Source organism: Marinobacter alkalisoli, assembly GCF_045449855.1.
GTDB lineage: Bacteria > Pseudomonadota > Gammaproteobacteria > Pseudomonadales > Oleiphilaceae > Marinobacter.
The window spans coordinates 1-18,999 of the sequence record NZ_JBJJLC010000036.1 but is presented as its reverse complement, the minus strand read 5'-3'; the positions used below and the strand labels follow the sequence as shown (position 1 = coordinate 18,999).

Below are 18,999 nucleotides of genomic sequence, written 5' to 3'. Positions count from 1 at the left end.
TCAGACAAGCGGCGCTTTTTCAGAACACACCCCACCACCACGGCTCGTACCAAGTGCAGACCCTCCGCGAGTATGATATTTAGAATGGCAGGCCCATCTGAATTCCGGTGAGGGGTAGGGGGGAGGTCTTTTTTGAAAGCGCCTCTTGTCTGAGCGCAGCGAGTTGTGAGGCGGTTTCAAAAAAGACCTCCCCCCTGGCCCTCCACTCCCGAATGCGAGTCATCGCCACAGAGTAAGCGAATACAACGGCGTCAAAGGTTTGTAACCCACGGCGCCGTAGTCGTTTCTGGCTGACGTAAAATCGTCGTTTCCAGGCTGGTGATTTTCCTTTCCTGCTGAAATATAAGAAAAAATTTAAGTTGGCATGATGCTGGCTTAAGTCCCCCGAAAAGAAATCATCCGTAGAGTTTGACCCGGTGTTCGGGTGAGTCAGGGGACGAGTTTATGAGTCAGCTACAGTTTGTTGTTCAGTCTTCCGCGAAGCAGTCGCAGACCAACGCCGCGGCGGATGTTAACGACAAGGTTACCGCCCTGTTTCCGGAACAGGACGACGAGGCTGTGGGTTCGGCCCTCGAACTGTTTAACCAGATGTCGCGACAGATTACCGACTCCTACCGCACGCTGGAATCCCGGGTGAACCAGCTGTCCGGAGAGCTGACCGCAGAATCACTGCAGCGCCAACAGGAGTTGGAAGAGAAGGAAGAGCTCGCAGACCGTCTGTCGACGCTGTTGACTGCGCTGCCTGCCGGCGTTGTCGTGCTGGACAGCCAAGGTGTGGTAACCCAGACCAACCCAGCGGCAATCAGTCTGTTGGGAGAGCCCTTGGATGGTGAACGCTGGGTGGATGTGATCCGCCGCTGTTTCGCGCCGCGCCGGGACGATGGTCACGAAGTGTCCCTGAAAGACGGCCGGCGGGTCAGTATCGAAATCCGGACCATGGAAAACCAGCCGGGTCAGCTGATACTGCTGACCGACCTGACAGAAACCCGTCACCTGCAATCACAGCTTGCTCACGCCCAGCGGCTGTCGGCCATGGGTAAAATGGTGGCCTCCCTCGCGCACCAGATCCGCACGCCATTATCCGCCGCCATTCTCTATGGTGGCCATCTCAGCCAGGAAGACCTCGACGAAGAGATGCGCCAGCGCTGCGCGTCCCGGTTGATGTCACGGCTGACACATCTGGAACAGCAGGTGCGCGACATGCTGATCTTTGCCCGTGGGGAAACCCGGCTGGCAGAAGAACTGTCTGCTGAGACGCTGGTCAGTGCCCTGGGGTCCGCACTGGATGGATTGAAACTGGCGGCCGGCGTAAACGTTCATCTGGACAGTCAGGTCGACGACTGCCGGGTTATGTGTAATCGCGATGCCCTGGTCGGCGCCTGTACCAATCTGGTGAACAACAGCGTGGAAGCCGGTGCAACCCGGGTGGTGGTTCAGCTGGTGCCTGTGAACGGCGAATTGATGATTCGTGTTGCGGACAACGGTCCGGGGTTTGAAGCCGGCCAGGCCGGACAGCTGATGGAAGCGTTCTACACCACCAAGTCTCACGGTACCGGCCTCGGGCTGGCCGTTGTCCAGGCGGTGGTAAAAGCGCACCAGGGGCGGTTTTCCATTGAATCTCCGGAGCAGGAGAAGGGAAAGAGTGGCGCCGTGGCGACCCTGACCCTGCCGCTCGTTGGTTAATAAAGAACAATCATTGGAGGCAACCATGGCCAAGGCCCAGATTCTGATCGTTGAGGACGACCATGACTTGCGGGAAGCGCTGGTCACAACCCTGGAGCTGGCAAAATTCCGGGTGCGTGAAGCTGCCAACGCCGAAGAAGCGCTGGCGAGGCTGGCGGAGTCTCCGGTGGATATGGTGGTCAGTGACGTCAACATGCCCGGCATGTCCGGCCACGATCTTCTGGGGGAAGTGCAGCGGTTGTATCCCGGGCTGCCGATGATGCTGATCACCGCATACGGCCAGATCAGCCATGCCGTGTCCGCGATGCAGTCCGGCGCTATTGATTACCTGGTGAAACCCTTTGAGCCCCAGGTCCTGGTCGAAGCGGTCACCAAAGTGGTGGGCGGTCCCCGGGAGAAAGCCGGAGGGGACGAGCCGGTGGCCGAGGACCCGATCAGCAAACGCATGTTCCAGTTGGCGGCGAAAGTGGCTGCCAGTGATTCCACCGTCATGATTTCCGGCGAGAGCGGTACCGGTAAAGAGGTGCTGGCCCGCTACATCCATCAGCAATCGCCGCGCGCCGACCAGCCGTTTGTAGCGATTAACTGTGCAGCCATCCCCGAAAACATGCTTGAGGCCATCCTGTTTGGCCACGAAAAAGGTGCATTCACCGGCGCGGTTGCTTCGTCGCCCGGTAAATTCGAGCAGGCCAATGGTGGCACCATCCTGCTAGATGAGATTTCTGAAATGGACCTGGGGCTTCAGTCCAAGTTGCTGCGGGTGCTGCAGGAGCGGGAAGTTGAGCGGGTCGGCGGTCGCAAGACCATTACCCTGGATGTGCGGGTGGTTGCCACCACCAATCGTGACCTGGGGGAGTACGTCCGCGAGGGCAAGTTCCGGGAAGACCTTTACTACCGGCTGACGGTGTTTCCGATGCACTGGCAACCGCTGCGGGATCGCTCCCTGGATATCATGCCACTGGCCACGGCGTTGTTGAAAAAGCACTGCCGCAAGATGAAGCTCACCGGCGTCAGCTTTGCCGGCGATGCCCGTCAGGCGTTGGTCAGCCACCCCTGGCCGGGGAACGTGCGAGAGCTGGATAATGCTATCCAGAGGGCGCTGGTGCTGCATCAGGGCAACGTGATTCATGCCAATGACCTGTGCCTCGAACTGGGGATCAACGGTCGCGTGGATGGCAGTGCGCCGGTGATGGCTCAGGCTTCGGAGTCGGTATCCGCGCCAGCGGAGCAGGACGTCATGGCTGCCAGTAATGCCGCTTCACCGCTCGCTGCCATGGAAGAAAGCAGCCAGATTGCGCTTGGGGATGATCTGCGCCAGCGAGAGTTCCGTATCATCATCGACACGCTGAAAAAAGAGCGCGGTCGCCGTAATCGGGCGGCTGAGCAACTGGGTATCAGCCCCCGGACCCTTCGTTACAAGCTGGCCCAGATGCGTGATGCAGGCATCGATCTGGACTCGGAACTGGCCATGGCCTGATCCGGATTGTCTCCACTCCTTCCTCAGGGCACCTCGCGGTGCCCTTTTTTCTGTCAAATCCCCGTCGCCTTTCTGGCTTTTATATCAATGTGTGTCTGTAATTTAATGAAAAATATGAAATAAATGTTATTGGCCTGCCGTTTGCTTTAAACGAGATAACAGAATCAGAGTTCAATGGGGCGTTGCTGAAGCAGGCAATACCGGGGAGTGAATAATGGTCGAACGTGCAGATATCAACAATGTGCTGTCGGAAATCCGCAACATGCGTTCGCAGATGATGCAGAACCAGCGTGTTGAGCAGGACAATGACGTTCGCGGTAGAATTGATGGCCCCCAGCGTGTTGAGCAGGGCCGGGAAACCTCAAGTTTCAGCGATATGCTCAGTCAGGCTGTGGGCAGCGTGAATGAGCTGCAGCAAACCTCGAACGACCTCAAGACAGCCTACGACATGGGTGATCCCAACGTGGACATTAGCCGTGTGATGATCGCCTCCGAGAAAGCCTCGGTTTCCTTCGAAGCGCTGACCCAGGTTCGTAACCGGGTAGTGAAGGCTTACGAAGATATCATGAACATGCCGGTGTAATAGCGGAGCAGAGCCATGGCCAGCGTACCTGCAGAAACCTCCAGCGCCAACGTACCGGCGGCTTCGGATATCGATAACAGCGAAGGCCGCAGCGATCTGCTGTTCGGTTTCAATCGCCTGAATCTGCTGCGACAGATTGGCCTGATGGTGGGGCTGGCCGCGAGTGTCGCCCTCGGCGTTGCCGTCGTGCTCTGGGCCCAGGAGCCGAACTACCAGCCGGTGGTCGGCGATATGTCCGGTTACAATCCCCAGGACGTGACGTCCATTCTCGATCAGAGTGGCATTACCTACCGTATGGATCCCCGCACCGGCGCCCTGCTGGTACCTTCCGATGAAGTCTACAACGCCCGCCTGAAACTGGCGGCCGAGGGCGTGACCGACGAGCAGACCATGGGGTATGAGTTGCTCGATCAGGACCGTGGCCTGGGCACCTCGCAGTTTATGGAAACTGTCAGCTTCCGTCGCGGCCTGGAAGGCGAACTGGCCCGCACCATCGCAGCCATGCGCGGAGTCCGGTCCGCCCGGGTTCATCTGGCGATTCCGGAGCGCTCGGTGTTTGTCCGCGACGCCCGCACCCCGACGGCTTCGGTATTCCTTGATGTGTTTGCCGGCCGTAAGCCGGAAAAAGAGCATATCGCCGCCATCGTCAACCTGGTGGCGGGCAGTATTCCCGAAATGAGCAAGGACAACGTCACCGTCGTCGACCAGAACGGCAACCTGCTGACCGGTCGTGAAGCAGACGGCGACAGTCGTCAGATCAAGGACCAGTTTGACTACACAACCCGCATTGAAGAGCGTCTGACCCGTCGTGTGGCCTCGCTGGTGGGGCCGATTGTGGGTGATGGTCGTTTCCGGGCGGAAGTCTCCGCAGATCTGGACTTCTCCTCCGTGGAGCAGGCGGAAGAGTTATTCAACCCGGAACAACAGGCGGTTAGAAGCGAACGGGAAATGAGCGAGCAGCGCACCAGTGGCGGGGCCGGTGGCGTGCCGGGTGCGTTGGCCAACCAGCCCCCGGGCGAGGCCCAGGTGCCGGAGCAGGCCGGGCAGGCCGGAGAAGGTGAAGACGGCGAGCCCGCGCCACAGCCGGTAAACGTACGGCGCGAGTCCACCCGCAATTACGAGATGGACCGCACCGTCAGCTATATCCGCCAGGAACTGGGCCGGGTGGAGCGGGTAACCGTTGCCCTGGCGGTGGATGATATGAAAGTGGTTGATCCGCAAACCGGTGAGGTCAGCTACGAACCCTGGCCGGAGCAGGAACTGCAGCGGCTGAACATGCTGGTACGCGACGCCGTGGGCTACTCCGCCGCACGGGGTGACAGTGTCACAGTGATGAACACCGCCTTCGCCGCCGAGGAGGAAGTACAGTTCGAGGCGCCGGGTTTCTGGGAACAGCCCTGGTTCTGGGATCTGATGAAACAGGTACTGGCCGGTCTGGTCATCCTGGTGTTGGTACTCGGGCTGCTGCGCCCGACGCTCAAGAGCCTTTCCGGCGCCGGTAGGAATGAGCGTGGGGGCGATGCCGGCGGTGATTATGGTGGCGGTCTTGACGGCATTGAAGGTGGCGATGAGTTGCGCCAGGCCATGTCGTCCCAGGATGAGCTGCTTTTGCCGGGCGCCACAGACAGCTATGATAGGCAGTTAAATGCACTGAAAGGCCTGATCGCAGAAGACCCGGCGAGGGTTGCCCAGGTGATGCGCCAGTGGGTGAATGTCGATGACTGAAGAAACCAACCGTCCGGTGGAGGGCGCCCAGCAAGCGCCCCAGAAGCCGCAGCGCAAGATTCCCCGTGTTGAACAGGCCGCTATTCTGCTGATGTCACTGGGTGAGGCAGACGCCGCGGAAGTTCTGAAACACATGGGCCCCAAGGAGGTTCAGCGTGTTGGTGTGGCCATGGCGCAGATGAAGGACGTCAGCAAGGACGACGTGACCTTTGTGCTGAATCAGTTTGTCGATGCGGTGGGTGGCCAGACCGGCCTCGGCGTTGGCAACGATGACTACATCCGGACCATGCTGACCCAGGCATTGGGAGACGATAAAGCATCGAGCTTGATTGACCGTATCCTGATCGGTGGCAATACCACGGGTCTGGATACCCTGAAATGGATGGAGCCCAGGGCAGTTGGCGATATCATCCGTTACGAGCACCCGCAGATTCAGGCCATCGTGATTTCCTATCTGGACCCGGACCAGGCCGCTGAAATTCTCCGTACACTGGATGACAAGGTGCGGCTAGACGTGATGATGCGGGTGGCCTCGCTGGAAAGCATCCAGCCCCAGGCCCTGCAGGAACTGAACAATATCCTCGAAAAGCAGTTCTCCGGTGGTTCCGCTGCCCAGACCAGCCGTATTGGCGGCGTCAAGCGCGCAGCCGATATCATGAACTTCATGGACCGCAGTGTTGAAGGCAACCTGATGGATTCCATCAAGGATATGGACCCGGACCTGGCCTCCACCATCGAGGACCTGATGTTTGTCTTCGATAACCTCAAGGACATCGATGACCGGGGTATCCAGGCGTTGCTGCGTGAAGTGTCATCCGAGGTATTGGTTGTTGCGCTGAAAGGCGCCGATGACGGGGTGCAGGACAAGATCTTCAAGAACATGTCCAAGCGTGCGGCCGAACTGCTGCAGGATGATCTGGAAGCCAAGGGGCCGGTTCGCGTCAGTGAGGTCGAGGCTGCCCAGAAAGACATCATTACCATTGCCCGCCGTATGGCCGAAGCCGGTGAGATCACCTTGGGCGGAGCCGGCGAAGAAATGATGTGATGAAAGATTCCGACAAGAGCCTCAACCGGATTCCCAAGGAGCAACTGACGGCCTACGAGCGCTGGGAGTTGCCCCTGCTTGATGCCCGGGGAAACGAAGTTGCCCGGGAAGAGGAACGGGATGTCAAACCGTTGACGGCGGCGGACATCGAGGAAATCCGCCAGGCTGCCCGGGAAGATGGCCACGCTGAAGGTCGCGATGCCGGCTACCAGGCCGGCTTCAACAAAGGCCAGGAGCAGGGCCACAAGGACGGTTACGATGCCGGCTTTGCGGAGGGCCGGGAGCAGGGCGCGGAACAGGGTCTGGAAGAAACCCGCAAGGAAATGGAATCCCGCATTGACCGGCTTGAACATTTGCTGGGAGAACTGCTGATTCCGATCCGTCGTCACGAGGACGAACTGGAGACTGCCCTGGTCAACCTGACCACCATTCTCGCTCGCACCGTGGTTTACCGCGAACTGTCCATTGATTCTTCCCAGATCCGGCAGGTGGTCCGCCAGGCCATGACCTCGCTGCCGTCCACCACTGACAACGTGCGTATTCTGGTTAATCCGGAGGACGCGGACTGGGTCAGGCAGGTGGCGGAGCGTTTTGAGGCGACCAATTCGGTAGTGGAGGATGACCGCATCCTGCGCGGTGGCTGCAAGGTCGAAACCCGCCACAGCCTGGTGGACTTCACGGTGGAGAAGCGTTTCCAGAAAGCGGTTCAGGGCATGCTGGAACAGCAGCTCGGTAACGAAGAGGCTGGCGAAAGCGAAGAGCTGGATACCATGATGGGTGACCTGACTGACTTCCACCGGGACGTGCTGGACTCCGACAGTGACGACGGCAACGGGAGCGAGGACGATGACCGGGAACCTGGCTGACCGTCTGAAGCGACTTCAGGGATTTGTTGACCGCGAATCGACCCCGGAACTGTCCGGACGCCTGACCCGCATGGTGGGGCTGACCCTGGAATGCGTGGGCTGCCCCATGGTGGTGGGCGACCGTTGCGTGATCCAGGGGCAGGGAAGCGGCAGCGTGGAAGCCGAAGTGGTCGGTTTTGAGGATGACCGGGTGTACCTGATGCCATTGACCGCCATTGAAGGTCTGCGCCCTGGCGCCAGGGTAGTGCCCTTGTCGGCGGCCAGCCGCGTGCCGGTTGGTCCCCAGATGCTGGGCCGCGTTGTGGATGGCAGCGGTGAACCGCTGGATGGCAAGGGACCACTGCAGGTGGAGTCCAGAGTGTCCCTCAACGGCGATATTATTAACCCGCTGGACCGGGCGCCGGTGCGCGAATCCATGGATGTGGGCATCCGCGCCATCAACTCCCTGATGACCGTTGGCCAGGGGCAGCGCCTTGGTCTGTTTGCCGGCAGCGGCGTGGGCAAGAGTATGTTGCTGGGCATGATGACCCGCTTTACCGATGCGGATATCATCGTGGTTGGCCTGATTGGCGAGCGGGGGCGCGAGGTCAAGGAATTCATCGAGGATATTCTGGGCGACGAAGGCCTGGCCCGTTCCGTGGTTGTGGCCGCTCCCGCGGATGATTCCCCCCTGATGCGGCTGCGCGCTGCCATGCTGACTACGCGAATCGCCGAATATTACCGCGACAAGGGTAAGCGGGTACTGCTGCTGATGGACTCCCTGACTCGCTATGCCCAGGCCCAGCGTGAAATTGCGCTGGCAGTGGGCGAGCCCCCGGCCACCAAGGGCTACCCGCCATCGGTCTTTGCCAAGCTGCCGCAACTGGTGGAACGGACCGGTAACGGACGCCAGGGCGGTGGCTCTATTACCGCATTCTACACCGTGCTGACCGAAGGGGACGATCAGCAGGATCCCATTGCCGATGCCGCCAGGGCCATTCTGGATGGCCACATCGTGTTGTCCCGTCGGTTGGCGGAGGAAGGTCATTATCCGGCGATTGACGTGGAAGCTTCCATCAGCCGGGTCATGCCCCAGGTGACCGGGGAAGAGCACTTCACCCGGGCTCAGCGTTTCAAGCAGGTGTATTCCCGTTACCAGCAGGCCAGGGATTTGATCAGTGTCGGGGCTTACGTCAAGGGCTCCGATTCCGAAACCGATTTTGCCATTACCCATATAGCCAACATGACCCAGTTCCTGAAGCAGGGGCTGAATGAGAGCGCCCCGCTGCAGGACAGCATTGACCAGTTGTTGGCGGTGGTTCCTGAACGTCGCTCACCGGAACGCCGGAAATCCGGCGCCCCGGCACCGGCGAGAGGGGCTGAATGATGCTCCGGTCCCGGCGTCTGGCGGTGGTGTTGAACCTGGAAGAACGCAAAGAGCAGGAAGCGCTGGAAAGGATGGGTGAAGCGCGAAACCGCTATGAGGCTCAGCAGGAGCAGATCGACAACCTGAACCGCTACCAGCAGGAATACCGGGACCAGATCCGCCAGAACCAGCAGGGAGTGGTGCCAGTGACCCGTCTCCAGGCCTGGCAGGCATTTATCGCCCAGCTGGATCAGGTGCTCAGGCAGCAACAAAAGCAGCTGGACATACTTGCGGAACGCCTGGATGAATCCCGGCGGCAATGGCAGGAAGCCTGGGAACGACGTCGCGGCATGGAAAAATACATAGAGACCTGCCGGCGGCAGGAACACCGCGAGCAAGACCTGAAAGAACAAAAGCTTGCGGATGAAGCGGCCGGGCGCGCCTTTGCCCGGCGACGGAGATAATTCCACGGTTTTGTGCCGGTGTCGTGGGTGCAAATCGGCCCGACTACGCTATCCTTATCTGTACAATATCTTTTCGGAAAATTCCCGCGGAGGATCAGGAATGCCTATTCACACGCGCCGCAGCGAGGATGGTCAGACGCTGATCATAAAGATTGACGGCCGGTTTGATTTCAGCACTCATCAGGCCTTCCGTGATGCCTATGAACATGGCGATCAGCATATCAGGGGGTACGTGGTGGACCTGTCCGAGACCACCTATCTGGACAGCTCGGCCCTCGGGATGCTGTTGCTGCTTCGTGATTACGCCGGTGGCGACAGCGCCGCCATCAGTATTGAAAACTGTAACAGCGATGTTCGTCGAATCCTGGCCATTTCCAACTTCGAGCAGTTGTTTGCTATCCGCTGACAGCGGCAGGGTAAACCCTTCGGGAGGTCCGATGTGGATGACGCACAAACCGGCAATCACTCCCTGCTGATCCTGATCGCTGATGATAGTGACAGCGATCGTCTGATCCTCAAGGCCCTGTTACGCCGCCTTGGCCATGACGTTCTGGACGCTACCAACGGTGTCGAGGCCGTTGAGCTGTTTCGCCACGCGTCTCCCCAGCTTGTTTTCCTGGATGCCATGATGCCGCAAATGGACGGCCTGGAAGCGGCAAAGAATATCAAGGCCCTGGCGGGGGAGCGGCTTGTCCCCCTGATCTTTCTGACCTCCCTTTCCGATGCCGATGCGCTGGCCCGTTGCCTGGAAGCCGGTGGTGATGATTTCCTGACCAAGCCCTACAACCGGGTGATCATTGAAGCCAAGATCAACGCCTTCAACCGTATGCGCCTGATGCACCAGACCCTCAGTCACCAGCGGGATCTGATCCACGAACGCAACCGCAAGCTGACGGAGGAGCAGCACGTCGCCAAACGGGTCTTCGACAACATTGCCCACACCGGTTGTCTGGACGCTGACAGCATTCGTTTCCACGCCTCTCCGATGTCTATATTCAATGGCGACATTCTGTTTGCCTGCCCGCGTCCCGCTGGCGGCCTGCAGATACTGATCGGTGATTTTACCGGACATGGATTACCGGCGGCGGTCGGGGCCATGCCGGTGGCCGAGATTTTCTATGGCATGACGGCCAAGGGGTTCAGTGGCAGCGATGTGCTGCGGGAGATCAACCAGAAACTCAAGCGTATTTTACCGGGGGGCATGTTCTGTTGTGCCGTGATGATCCAGGCGGATTCCTCCCTTAACCAGGTGCAGGTGTGGAACGGCGGGTTGCCCGATGGCTGGTTGGTCCGTCAGGATGGTAGCCGCAGGGCGCTGCCATCGTCCCAGCTGCCCTTGGGGGTGTTGGATGCGAATAGTTTTGATGCCTCAATGACCATCATCCAGACCCGTCCCGGGGACACCCTGATGTTCATGACTGACGGAGTGCTGGAGACTGAGGGTTCCGATGGGGACATGTTCGGTGACCGTCGGGTGATCCGCGCACTGGATGGAGTCGTTGACGGTCTCCATCCTTTTGATGCGGTGATTGAGCAGGTGAGGGCATTTTCCGGTGGCCAGCTTGATCAGGATGACTTGACCCTGGTGACCCTGGATATGGCCGAAGGCGAAGACTTTGAAGCCATGTCGGAAGAAATCCCGCTGTCAGCGCTCGAGGGGCCGGCAGAATGGCACTGTGTCTACGAAGTCAGGGACAGGACCCTCGGCCAGTTCAGTCCGTTGCCACTGTTGCTGCATATCTGCATGGAGGTGCCCGAGCTGAGACGCCGGAGTGGCGAGGTTTACACCCTGCTGTCGGAGTTGTACACCAACGCCCTGGAGCACGGCATTCTCAGACTGCCGTCGGAATGGAAGAAAACCGCCGATGGGTTCGGCCATTACTACGCCGAGCGGGAACGCCGACTGAGTAACGTCAGGGAGCATTACATCAAGTTCCGATTAACCCATTCAATGACGGATTCGGGAGGACGTCTGATCGTGGTCTGTGAGGATAGCGGTCATGGATTCGACTACCAGAGTCACACCAATACCTGTGATGAAGCGTCTGGTTACGCCGGTCGTGGGCTGATGTTGTTGCATCGGCTGGCGGACTCACTGACGTTCAGGGAGCGGGGCAATCACGTTGAAATCGTATATGATTGGCATTTTGCAGAGGCCGGAGACCGAAAAGGCGCGGCCATCACTCAATCCGGGGGTTCGTCATGAACGACAAGCCGCATCTTGACGAGGAAGCACTGGCGGAGCTTCAGGATGTTATGGAGGACGAATTTGACGTATTGATCCGTACCTACATTAACGATTCCATTGATCGTATCGCATCCATACGCCAGGCGCTTGACGCTGGTGATGCCGATGCACTCGTCAAAACCGCCCATAGCTTTAAAGGCAGTTGCGTTAATATTGGTGCGCCCCGTCTGGGCGCCCTGTGCCTGGAGGTAGAGGATGCCGGGCGGGAGCAACGCTTTAACGAGGTTACATCGCTCATGGAGGCGATTGATTCGGAATTCCGTCAGGTGCGGGACATGCTGGAGGGCTTTCTCGTCGGCTGATTATCGACGCCGTTCAAGGATGGCATTGCTTTTGCTGAGTACCGGGTAACGAGGATTTCCTGAACTCCAACCCTGAAAAGCGGCAAGAGGTTGCCATGTCCCAGATGGTTTTACCACAAACCCAGGCCCCAGGGGGGCAACCCGATACCGGCAGCAAGAAAGCGCCGGCGGGTCATGAAAAATCCGGCGACAGCCAGTTCGATTCTGTTTCCCGGGCGGAACAGCGGCGCATGGACCGCAAACAGGCGGACCGGCGTGAACAGGCGGAACGTCGCGAGGATGCCCGCAACAGCCCCGACAACCGAAAGGAAGCTCCGGTGGACGCCAGGTCCCGGGCCGATGGCGCACGCGGTAAGCGTACCGAAGACGGGGCAGAGAGCCGTTCTTCCGGTACTGTCCGAGAGGCAGCAGCCTCAGGGGAATCCGTGGCGCCAGCTGATGGTCTGGGGGAAAAACCGGCAGATGTGGAAATACCGGAAGAACTCGCAACCCTGACCTTTGCTAACCTGCAAGCGATGCTGGAGCCTGCACGGGGGACCTCCGGCATGGCAGGAGCCGCAACGCCGTTACCAGGCAAGGCGACCGGCCAGGCACCCCTGATGCAGGGGCTGGCCGGCATGATCGCCGGGTTGCCGGGCATGCCTGGCGGCAAGCCGGGCGAGACAGCGGGTGCGGGGCAGGGCATGTCCGCCGGCTTCCAGCTGACGGAAGCCCTGACCGCACTGACGCCGGACGCCGGTCGGACTCAGGACAACACCACTCTGTTGGCCGCTGGCCGGCTGCAGACACTGGCTGATGTCCCTGGTCAGCAACTGGCCAATGCGGCCGCCAGGCTGCCGGCCGATGCCACTGGCCTCAAAGGGTACGCCACCTCGGTTGATGTGCCGGTAGGGCATGCGGAATGGGGCGACAAAATGGTGGGGAAGCTGACCTGGCTGACCGCCAACAAACTGTCCGTTGCCGAAATTCACCTGACCCCGCCGGATATGGGGCCAATGGAAGTCCGCGTTCAGGTCCAGCAGGAGCAGGCGAATATTACGGTACACGCGGCCAATCCGGCAGTGCGGGATCAACTGGAACTTCACAGCCACCGCTTGCGGGATATGCTCAGTGAGCAGGGGTTGTCGCTGGAGCAGTTCGATGTGGCCGATTCCCCCCAACGGCAGGCCAACGGGCAGGATGCCGATGGTGATTCAGACAACGCCGAAGGCCGGGCCGGTGATGAACTGGCGGGCGTGTCTCCCGAAGAGGCCGAGGCACACGTCAATGCCCTGGATCTCACCTGGAAAGGCGAAGTGGATATCTTCGCCTGATGTACTGTCCGGGACCCCTGGGTCCCGGCCTTGATTCTCCTTTGCCGATCCCTTCCCACAACGCTAAACTGCGGTCCTGAATCGGGGTGTTGAGTCTGTTGGCCCGGCCTTTGCTTTATTCCCCGTATATACCCAAAAAACCATCCGGATGACGGATTTCTGGCGATTGGAAGGTTATGGCTGAAAACAACACACCTGCGGCTCCACCGGCCCAAAAGGGCAAACTGAAGCTCATTATGCTGTTGGCCCTGGTGATTATCCTGGCCGTGGGGCTGTCCGTGGTGGGCACCCTGTGGTTCCTCGGCGGTGGGCTGCCGGGCATGGGGGGAGGCGAGGCGTCCTCTGAGGAAGCCGAGGTCAGCACCTTCAAACCCAGTGTCTACCTCGATATCGAGAAGGCGTTGGTGACGACGGTCCAGGCCGAAGGGGGCCGCCAGCGCTATGCCCAGGTCTTTCTTTCCCTGGAGGCGGATGGCGAACCGGCGCTTGCGGCCGCCGAGCTGCATCTGCCGCTGATTCGCAGTCGGCTGGTAACCTTGCTGGGAAGCAGTAACTTCATGGAACTGCAGACGCCGGAAGGCAGGTCGACATTGGCTGACAGCATGCTGCAGACCATTAACCAGGTGCTGGAAAACGAGGGGGAGTCCCCTCTGAAGCAGGTACTTTTCAGGAATTTTGTAGTGCAATAGGCCCCGGTAACGGGTGGCTTGTCAGGGCAGGAAAACGTATGCAGGACCTACTGTCACAGGATGAAATCGATGCCCTTCTCCACGGTGTGGACGATGGGGATATCGATACCTATGAGGAAACCGACGAAGCCGGTATAAAGTCCTACGACCTTGCCAGCCAGGACCGGATTGTCCGTGGGCGAATGCCCACCCTCGAAATGATCAACGAGCGCTTTGCCCGCTATACCCGGATCAGCCTGTTCAATCTGCTGCGCCGTAACGCCGATGTATCCACCGGCGGTGTCCAGATCATGAAATTCGGTGAGTACATTCACACCCTGTATGTGCCCACCAGTCTTAACCTGTGCAAGATCCGCCCCCTGCGCGGAACTTCCCTGTTCGTACTGGACGCCAAACTGGTCTTCAAGCTGGTGGACAACTTCTTCGGGGGTGAGGGCCGCCACGCCAAGATCGAGGGCCGGGAATTCACGCCGACGGAAACCCGCATTGTGCAGATGGTGCTGGACCAGGTGTTCCATGACATGAGGGAAGCCTGGCACGCCGTTCTTAAAGTGGATTTCGAATACCTCAGTTCCGAGGTGAATCCGGCCATGGCGAACATTGTCAGCCCCAGCGAAGTGGTGGTGGTGAGCACCTTCCACATTGAGCTGGACGGCGGTGGCGGTGAGCTGCATATGGCGTTGCCGTACTCCATGATCGAGCCCATTCGGGATGTGCTGGATGCCGGGGTGCAAAGCGATATTGATGACGTTGATGAGCGCTGGGTCAACGCCCTGCAGGAAGACATCAAGGACGTCAATGTGCCCGTCAATTCCATGGTGTGTCGGCGGCGGATATCCCTGCGCGACATAGCAAACATGAAGGAAGGAGACATCATTCCGGTGGAAATGCCCGAGTTTCTGACGGTGACCGCCAACGGCATTCCGATCTACAAGGCCACCATGGGAACCCGTGACGGAAAACTGGCGCTGAGAATTCACGAGCGGGCAACGCTGCCCAGGGTCAAGAAACAACTGAAGGTGGGACGCAATGGCTGACGACAACAAGAAAGACGAGCAGGAGCTCAGCGAAGACGAAAAACTGGCGGCCGAATGGGAATCCGCCATGGAAGAGTCCGGTGATGGCGACGATTCCCGCGAGGACGAGTGGGCGGCGGCCATGGCCGAAGCGGAAGGCTCCGGGGACGACGAGGCGAGCGGTGACAATGTCCGCACCGCGCCAATGGAAGAGTTCCAGGAATCCGCCGAGGTTACCCAGGGCTCGGGGCCGGCGCCGGATCTGGATGTCATTATGGATATCCCGGTCACCATTTCCATGGAAGTGGGCAATACCCAGATTCCCATCCGTAACCTGCTGCAGCTGAACCAGGGCTCGGTCATTGAACTGGATCGCCTGGCGGGTGAGCCGCTGGACGTGCTGGTCAACGGCACGCTGATTGCCCATGGCGAAGTGGTCATGGTGAACGAGAAATTCGGCATCCGCCTGACCGACGTTATCAGCCCGGGCGAGCGCATCAAACGGTTGCAGAAGTAACATGGCGCGAATGAGCGGAATCGTCAGCCTGCGCCGGTGTCGTCCTGCCGCGGTTGTCCTGATGGCGCTGGCGCCATTGCTGGCACTGGCGGAAGAGGCCCCGGCAACGGAGGAAAGCGGCCGTGCCCCGGACACCCTCGTCACCATGCTGAGCCTTGGGGGCGGGCTGCTGGCGGTGATTGCTATTATCTACGGCTGTGCGTGGATTATCCGCCGCATGAACGGCATGACCGGAATGAACAACCAGGCCATGAAAGTGGTGTCGGTCATGGCGCTGGGGGCCCGGGAACGGATTGCCCTGATCGAGGTAGGGGGCAAGCAGATACTCGTGGGTATCACCCCGTCGGCCATTCGCACACTGCATGTATTCGAGGAACCGGTCGTGACCCCGGGACAGGGATCTTCCAGTGAATTCGCCCGCCGGTTGCAGGGCATGATTGGCAAGTCCTGGAACTCTCCGTCATCGAAGGAAGGCTGACCCGATGATTGCGCTTTACCTGAAACGCGGCCTGGCGCTGATCCCTCTGCTCCTGCTGGCTGGCTGGAGCCCGGCGGCGCTGGCGGACCTTCCGGGCATTCCCGCCTTCACCATGACACCCGGCGAAGAACAGGGGGTCGAAGAATACTCGGTAACCCTGCAGATTGTCGCGCTGATGACCGCGCTGACGTTCCTGCCGGCCATGCTGATGATGATGACATCCTTTACCCGCATCATCGTCGTCTTCGCCATCCTGCGCCAGGCCCTGGGTTTGCAGGCGACACCGTCCAACCAGATTCTTCTGGGGCTGGCCCTGTTCCTCAGTATCTTCATCATGAAGCCGGTTCTGGAAGAAGCAAACCGGGTGGGCCTGCAACCCTACATGTCGGAAGAAATTACCTCCCTGGAAGCGGTCGAACGCGCCAGCATGCCGTTCCGCGAATTCATGCTGGGCCAGACCCGGGAAAGCGACCTCGGACTGTTTATGCGCATTGCGGACGAACAGTATGACTCGCCGGAAGACGTGTCCTTCTGGGTACTGCTGCCCGCGTTCGTCACCAGCGAGCTGAAAACCGCCTTCCAGATTGGCTTTATACTGTTTATTCCCTTCCTGATCATCGACATGGTCGTGGCCAGCGTGCTGATGGCCATGGGTATGATGATGCTGTCACCGATCATCATCTCGCTGCCATTCAAGATCATGCTCTTCGTGCTGGTGGACGGCTGGGCGCTGATCATGGGTACACTGGCCGCCAGTTACGGGATATAGGAGCCGCGTATGACCCCGGAAACCGTCATAGACATCGTCCGTGAAGCCCTGTGGATGATCGTGCTGCTGGCCGGCGTCATCATCGGCCCCGGACTGGTGGTCGGTCTGGTGGTCAGCACCTTCCAGGCCGCCACCCAGATCAACGAACAGACCCTCAGCTTCCTGCCGCGGCTGATGGTCACCCTGATCGTCATCATCGCCGCCGGCCCGTGGATGCTGACCAAACTGCTTGATCACGCGGAAGGCTTGATAACCAGCATTCCCTACCTGATTGGCTGATTGATGATACCCACCGAAATCAGTGCTGACCTGATCGGCCAGTGGGTTGGCCAGCACCTTTGGCCACTGTTCCGCATCGGCAGCTTCCTGATGGTCATCCCCATCTTCGGCACCCAGCTGGTACCGGCCAGAGCGCGCCTGGGCCTGGCCCTGCTTATCACCGTCCTCATCGTGCCCCTGCTCCCGCCGGCGCCCCAGGTGGAAGCGTTCAGCGCCGACGCGGTGGTCATCACCCTGCAGCAGATCCTCATCGGCGTCGGCCTGGGATTCGCCATGACCGCGCTGTGGCAACTCTTCGTCATCGCCGGCCAGATGATCGCCATGCAAATGGGCCTCGGCTTCGCCTCCATGGTCGACCCGGCCAACGGCGTCAACGTCCCGGTGCTGTCACAGATCTACACCATTACCATCACCCTGCTGTTCCTCGCCATGAACGGTCACCTGGTGATGTTCGAAGTCTTCATCGAAAGCTTCCGGACACTGCCCGTCGGCTTTGAAGGCCTGGGCCAGGTCGGGGTCTGGGAGCTGGCCCATCGCATCAGCTGGATGTTTGTCTCCGCCATGCTGCTGGCACTACCGGCCGTCTCCGCCGTACTGATTGTCAGCATTGCCTTCGGCGTGATGACCCGCGCCGCGCCCCAAATGAATATTTTCGCCCTGGGTTTTCCAATTGGCCTGATTTTTGGACTGTTCTCCATATGGGTGCTGCACGCCAATTTTCTGCCGCACTTTGAGCAGTACACGAGGGAAACCTTCGAGTTTATGAGAAACCTGCAAGGGCAGCCTTGAGGGCCACTATTGCAGCGATGCGGACTCCAACTCCGGAGTTTGCAGAGGGCGGTGGGGCAAGCTTTCCAAAACTGTGCGGAGCCATGGATGGCGGAGCCCAAGCGTACATGGACGTATTCACAGCGTGTTTTGGAAAGCTTGCCCCACCGACCGACACTCCAAAACTAAAGATCAACAGGCATGGCTGAAGAAAACGACAACAGTCAGGAAAAAACGGAAGAAGCCACCCCCCGAAGGCTCGAAAAAGCCAAGGAGGACGGCCAGACCGCCCGTTCCAAAGAGCTGGCCACCATGGCCGTGCTGATGGCCGGCGCCGGCGGCCTGCTGATGTTTGGCAGCAGCCTGGGCGCTTCCCTGGAAGGCATCATGCGCGACAGCTTCGTACTGGAACGCTCCGCCATCTTCGACACCCGCCATATGAGCATCCAGCTCCTGGCATCCGCCAAAGAAGCGGCACTGGCCCTGTCACCCATCCTGATCTTGCTGCTGATCGCCGCCATCGCCGGCTCCATCGGCATCGGCGGCCTACTGTTCAGCGGCAAGGCCATAGCGCCAAAGCTCAACCGCATGGACCCGATCAAAGGCCTGAAGCGCATGTTCTCCATGCGGTCCCTGATCGAACTGGTCAAAGCCGTCCTGAAAGTCGGACTGGTACTGGCACTCGCCATCCTGGTCCTCAACCTGCGCACCGAAGACCTGCTGAGTATCGCCGAAGAACCGGCTATACCGGCCATGGAACACGTACTCTGGACCCTCGGCTGGACCTTCTTCTTCCTGTCTGCGGCAACCATCATCATCGCCGCCATTGACGTGCCCTTCCAGATCTTCGACCACCAGAAGAAGCTGCGGATGACCAAGCAGGAAGTAAAAGACGAGTTCAAAGACACCGAAGGCAAGCCGGAGGTGAAAGGCCGAATCCGTCAGCTGCAACGCGAAATGGCCCAGCGCCGCATGATGCAGGACGTACCCGGCGCAGATGTGGTGATCACCAACCCGACCCACTACGCGGTGGCCCTGAAGTACGATCAGAAATCCATGGCGGCGCCGATCGTGGTGGCGAAGGGGGCCGATGAGATGGCCTTCAAGATTATGGAGATTGCCCGCGAGAACAAAGTCGAGCTCTTGCGGACGCCGCCGCTGACCCGGGCGGTGTATCACAACACCGAAGTCGGCGGGGAGATTCCCGATGGCCTTTACATGGCCATTGCCCAGGTACTGGCCTACGTGTTCCAGCTGCGGCAGTTCCGCAAGGGGCGCGGTGATCGGCCTGGTATGCCGGACTTCCCGATTCCGCCTGATATGCGGAGGGATGTCTAAGTCTTTTTGTAGCCTGATGGTTTCGGGGGAGGGCATTTGTTGGTGGCCCTGCCAAAAAACCGCTACAAGCACGTCCGTGTGCGCTTCTCTCCGG

20 protein-coding genes are annotated in these 18,999 nt (G+C 59.6%); all 20 read left to right on the top strand.

All coding sequences use genetic code 11. The annotated features are described in order from the left end of the window. Positions 1 to 444: 444 nt before the first annotated feature. The 20 genes from ACJO5Y_RS14595 to flhB all read left to right on the top strand — a co-directional run bounded on the left by ACJO5Y_RS14595 (position 445) and on the right by flhB (position 18,905). Complete coding sequence (locus ACJO5Y_RS14595) at positions 445 to 1,683, top strand: sensor histidine kinase (RefSeq protein ID WP_406988192.1); 1,239 nt, start codon at positions 445 to 447, stop codon at positions 1,681 to 1,683. A gap of 25 nt (positions 1,684 to 1,708) precedes the next feature. Further along, positions 1,709 to 3,160, top strand: a complete 1,452-nt coding sequence (locus ACJO5Y_RS14590) for a sigma-54-dependent transcriptional regulator (protein WP_406988190.1) — start codon at positions 1,709 to 1,711, stop codon at positions 3,158 to 3,160. 214 nt (positions 3,161 to 3,374) lie between these two features. Next, positions 3,375 to 3,743, top strand: coding sequence for a flagellar hook-basal body complex protein FliE (gene fliE, locus ACJO5Y_RS14585; RefSeq protein WP_406988189.1), 369 nt, complete (start codon positions 3,375 to 3,377; stop codon positions 3,741 to 3,743). Positions 3,744 to 3,758: 15 nt separating this feature from the next. Continuing rightward, on the top strand, positions 3,759 to 5,468 hold the full coding sequence (gene fliF, locus ACJO5Y_RS14580; protein ID WP_406988188.1) for a flagellar basal-body MS-ring/collar protein FliF: 1,710 nt from the start codon (positions 3,759 to 3,761) through the stop codon (positions 5,466 to 5,468). Beyond that, positions 5,461 to 6,513: a flagellar motor switch protein FliG gene (gene fliG / locus ACJO5Y_RS14575; RefSeq protein WP_406988186.1), complete on the top strand. Its 1,053-nt coding sequence runs from the start codon at positions 5,461 to 5,463 to the stop codon at positions 6,511 to 6,513. The genes fliF and fliG overlap by 8 nt, the downstream gene beginning before the upstream one ends. Beyond that, positions 6,513 to 7,379, top strand: a complete 867-nt coding sequence (locus ACJO5Y_RS14570) for a flagellar assembly protein FliH (protein ID WP_406988184.1) — start codon at positions 6,513 to 6,515, stop codon at positions 7,377 to 7,379. The genes fliG and ACJO5Y_RS14570 overlap by 1 nt, the downstream gene beginning before the upstream one ends. Next, a complete protein-coding gene (gene fliI / locus ACJO5Y_RS14565; RefSeq protein WP_406988182.1) occupies positions 7,360 to 8,745 on the top strand; it encodes a flagellar protein export ATPase FliI in 1,386 nt (461 codons plus the stop codon). Before ACJO5Y_RS14570 ends, fliI begins: the two co-directional genes overlap by 20 nt. Next, on the top strand, positions 8,745 to 9,188 hold the full coding sequence (fliJ, locus tag ACJO5Y_RS14560) for a flagellar export protein FliJ (protein WP_406988197.1): 444 nt from the start codon (positions 8,745 to 8,747) through the stop codon (positions 9,186 to 9,188). The genes fliI and fliJ overlap by 1 nt, the downstream gene beginning before the upstream one ends. A 100-nt stretch (positions 9,189 to 9,288) precedes the next feature. Next, entirely contained in the window at positions 9,289 to 9,594 is a 306-nt protein-coding gene (locus ACJO5Y_RS14555) for an STAS domain-containing protein (RefSeq protein ID WP_406988180.1), read from the top strand. A gap of 33 nt (positions 9,595 to 9,627) precedes the next feature. Continuing rightward, a complete protein-coding gene (locus ACJO5Y_RS14550) occupies positions 9,628 to 11,394 on the top strand; it encodes an ATP-binding SpoIIE family protein phosphatase (protein WP_406988179.1) in 1,767 nt (588 codons plus the stop codon). Then, positions 11,391 to 11,738 carry an Hpt domain-containing protein gene (locus ACJO5Y_RS14545; protein ID WP_406988178.1) on the top strand — a complete coding sequence of 116 codons (348 nt, stop codon included), beginning with the start codon at positions 11,391 to 11,393 and terminating at the stop codon, positions 11,736 to 11,738. The genes ACJO5Y_RS14550 and ACJO5Y_RS14545 overlap by 4 nt, the downstream gene beginning before the upstream one ends. A gap of 95 nt (positions 11,739 to 11,833) precedes the next feature. Continuing rightward, positions 11,834 to 13,051 (top strand): flagellar hook-length control protein FliK, encoded by a 1,218-nt coding sequence (locus ACJO5Y_RS14540; protein WP_406988176.1) that lies wholly within the window; start codon positions 11,834 to 11,836, stop codon positions 13,049 to 13,051. Positions 13,052 to 13,227: 176 nt separating this feature from the next. Next, positions 13,228 to 13,740, top strand: a complete 513-nt coding sequence (locus ACJO5Y_RS14535) for a flagellar basal body-associated FliL family protein (protein ID WP_406988174.1) — start codon at positions 13,228 to 13,230, stop codon at positions 13,738 to 13,740. 38 nt (positions 13,741 to 13,778) lie between these two features. Further along, positions 13,779 to 14,777 (top strand): flagellar motor switch protein FliM, encoded by a 999-nt coding sequence (gene fliM / locus ACJO5Y_RS14530; protein ID WP_406988172.1) that lies wholly within the window; start codon positions 13,779 to 13,781, stop codon positions 14,775 to 14,777. Further along, positions 14,770 to 15,273, top strand: a complete 504-nt coding sequence (gene fliN / locus ACJO5Y_RS14525; protein WP_406988171.1) for a flagellar motor switch protein FliN — start codon at positions 14,770 to 14,772, stop codon at positions 15,271 to 15,273. Before fliM ends, fliN begins: the two co-directional genes overlap by 8 nt. A gap of 10 nt (positions 15,274 to 15,283) precedes the next feature. Then, positions 15,284 to 15,751 carry a flagellar biosynthetic protein FliO gene (gene fliO, locus ACJO5Y_RS14520; protein ID WP_406988195.1) on the top strand — a complete coding sequence of 156 codons (468 nt, stop codon included), beginning with the start codon at positions 15,284 to 15,286 and terminating at the stop codon, positions 15,749 to 15,751. Between the two features lie 4 nt (positions 15,752 to 15,755). After that, positions 15,756 to 16,520, top strand: coding sequence for a flagellar type III secretion system pore protein FliP (gene fliP, locus ACJO5Y_RS14515; protein ID WP_406988169.1), 765 nt, complete (start codon positions 15,756 to 15,758; stop codon positions 16,518 to 16,520). 9 nt (positions 16,521 to 16,529) lie between these two features. Further along, a complete protein-coding gene (gene fliQ, locus ACJO5Y_RS14510) occupies positions 16,530 to 16,799 on the top strand; it encodes a flagellar biosynthesis protein FliQ (RefSeq protein ID WP_406988167.1) in 270 nt (89 codons plus the stop codon). Between the two features lie 3 nt (positions 16,800 to 16,802). Beyond that, complete coding sequence (gene fliR, locus ACJO5Y_RS14505) at positions 16,803 to 17,588, top strand: flagellar biosynthetic protein FliR (RefSeq protein WP_406988193.1); 786 nt, start codon at positions 16,803 to 16,805, stop codon at positions 17,586 to 17,588. 180 nt (positions 17,589 to 17,768) lie between these two features. Then, the gene (gene flhB / locus ACJO5Y_RS14500) at positions 17,769 to 18,905 is read left to right on the top strand and encodes a flagellar biosynthesis protein FlhB (protein ID WP_406988166.1); all 1,137 of its coding nucleotides are present in this window, start codon (positions 17,769 to 17,771) and stop codon (positions 18,903 to 18,905) included. Positions 18,906 to 18,999: the final 94 nt, after the last annotated feature.

Coding starts and splice junctions, on each gene's coding strand:
- ACJO5Y_RS14555 (WP_406988180.1), top strand. CDS start 9,289: ATGCCTATTCACACGCGCCGCAGCGAGGATGGTCAGACGCTGATCATA.
- ACJO5Y_RS14590 (WP_406988190.1), top strand. CDS start 1,709: ATGGCCAAGGCCCAGATTCTGATCGTTGAGGACGACCATGACTTGCGG.
- fliN (WP_406988171.1), top strand. CDS start 14,770: ATGGCTGACGACAACAAGAAAGACGAGCAGGAGCTCAGCGAAGACGAA.
- fliF (WP_406988188.1), top strand. CDS start 3,759: ATGGCCAGCGTACCTGCAGAAACCTCCAGCGCCAACGTACCGGCGGCT.
- ACJO5Y_RS14545 (WP_406988178.1), top strand. CDS start 11,391: ATGAACGACAAGCCGCATCTTGACGAGGAAGCACTGGCGGAGCTTCAG.
- fliR (WP_406988193.1), top strand. CDS start 16,803: ATGATACCCACCGAAATCAGTGCTGACCTGATCGGCCAGTGGGTTGGC.
- fliO (WP_406988195.1), top strand. CDS start 15,284: ATGAGCGGAATCGTCAGCCTGCGCCGGTGTCGTCCTGCCGCGGTTGTC.
- flhB (WP_406988166.1), top strand. CDS start 17,769: ATGGCTGAAGAAAACGACAACAGTCAGGAAAAAACGGAAGAAGCCACC.
- fliP (WP_406988169.1), top strand. CDS start 15,756: ATGATTGCGCTTTACCTGAAACGCGGCCTGGCGCTGATCCCTCTGCTC.
- ACJO5Y_RS14570 (WP_406988184.1), top strand. CDS start 6,513: ATGAAAGATTCCGACAAGAGCCTCAACCGGATTCCCAAGGAGCAACTG.
- fliM (WP_406988172.1), top strand. CDS start 13,779: ATGCAGGACCTACTGTCACAGGATGAAATCGATGCCCTTCTCCACGGT.
- ACJO5Y_RS14535 (WP_406988174.1), top strand. CDS start 13,228: ATGGCTGAAAACAACACACCTGCGGCTCCACCGGCCCAAAAGGGCAAA.
- ACJO5Y_RS14540 (WP_406988176.1), top strand. CDS start 11,834: ATGTCCCAGATGGTTTTACCACAAACCCAGGCCCCAGGGGGGCAACCC.
- fliQ (WP_406988167.1), top strand. CDS start 16,530: ATGACCCCGGAAACCGTCATAGACATCGTCCGTGAAGCCCTGTGGATG.
- fliE (WP_406988189.1), top strand. CDS start 3,375: ATGGTCGAACGTGCAGATATCAACAATGTGCTGTCGGAAATCCGCAAC.
- fliJ (WP_406988197.1), top strand. CDS start 8,745: ATGCTCCGGTCCCGGCGTCTGGCGGTGGTGTTGAACCTGGAAGAACGC.
- fliG (WP_406988186.1), top strand. CDS start 5,461: ATGACTGAAGAAACCAACCGTCCGGTGGAGGGCGCCCAGCAAGCGCCC.
- fliI (WP_406988182.1), top strand. CDS start 7,360: ATGACCGGGAACCTGGCTGACCGTCTGAAGCGACTTCAGGGATTTGTT.
- ACJO5Y_RS14595 (WP_406988192.1), top strand. CDS start 445: ATGAGTCAGCTACAGTTTGTTGTTCAGTCTTCCGCGAAGCAGTCGCAG.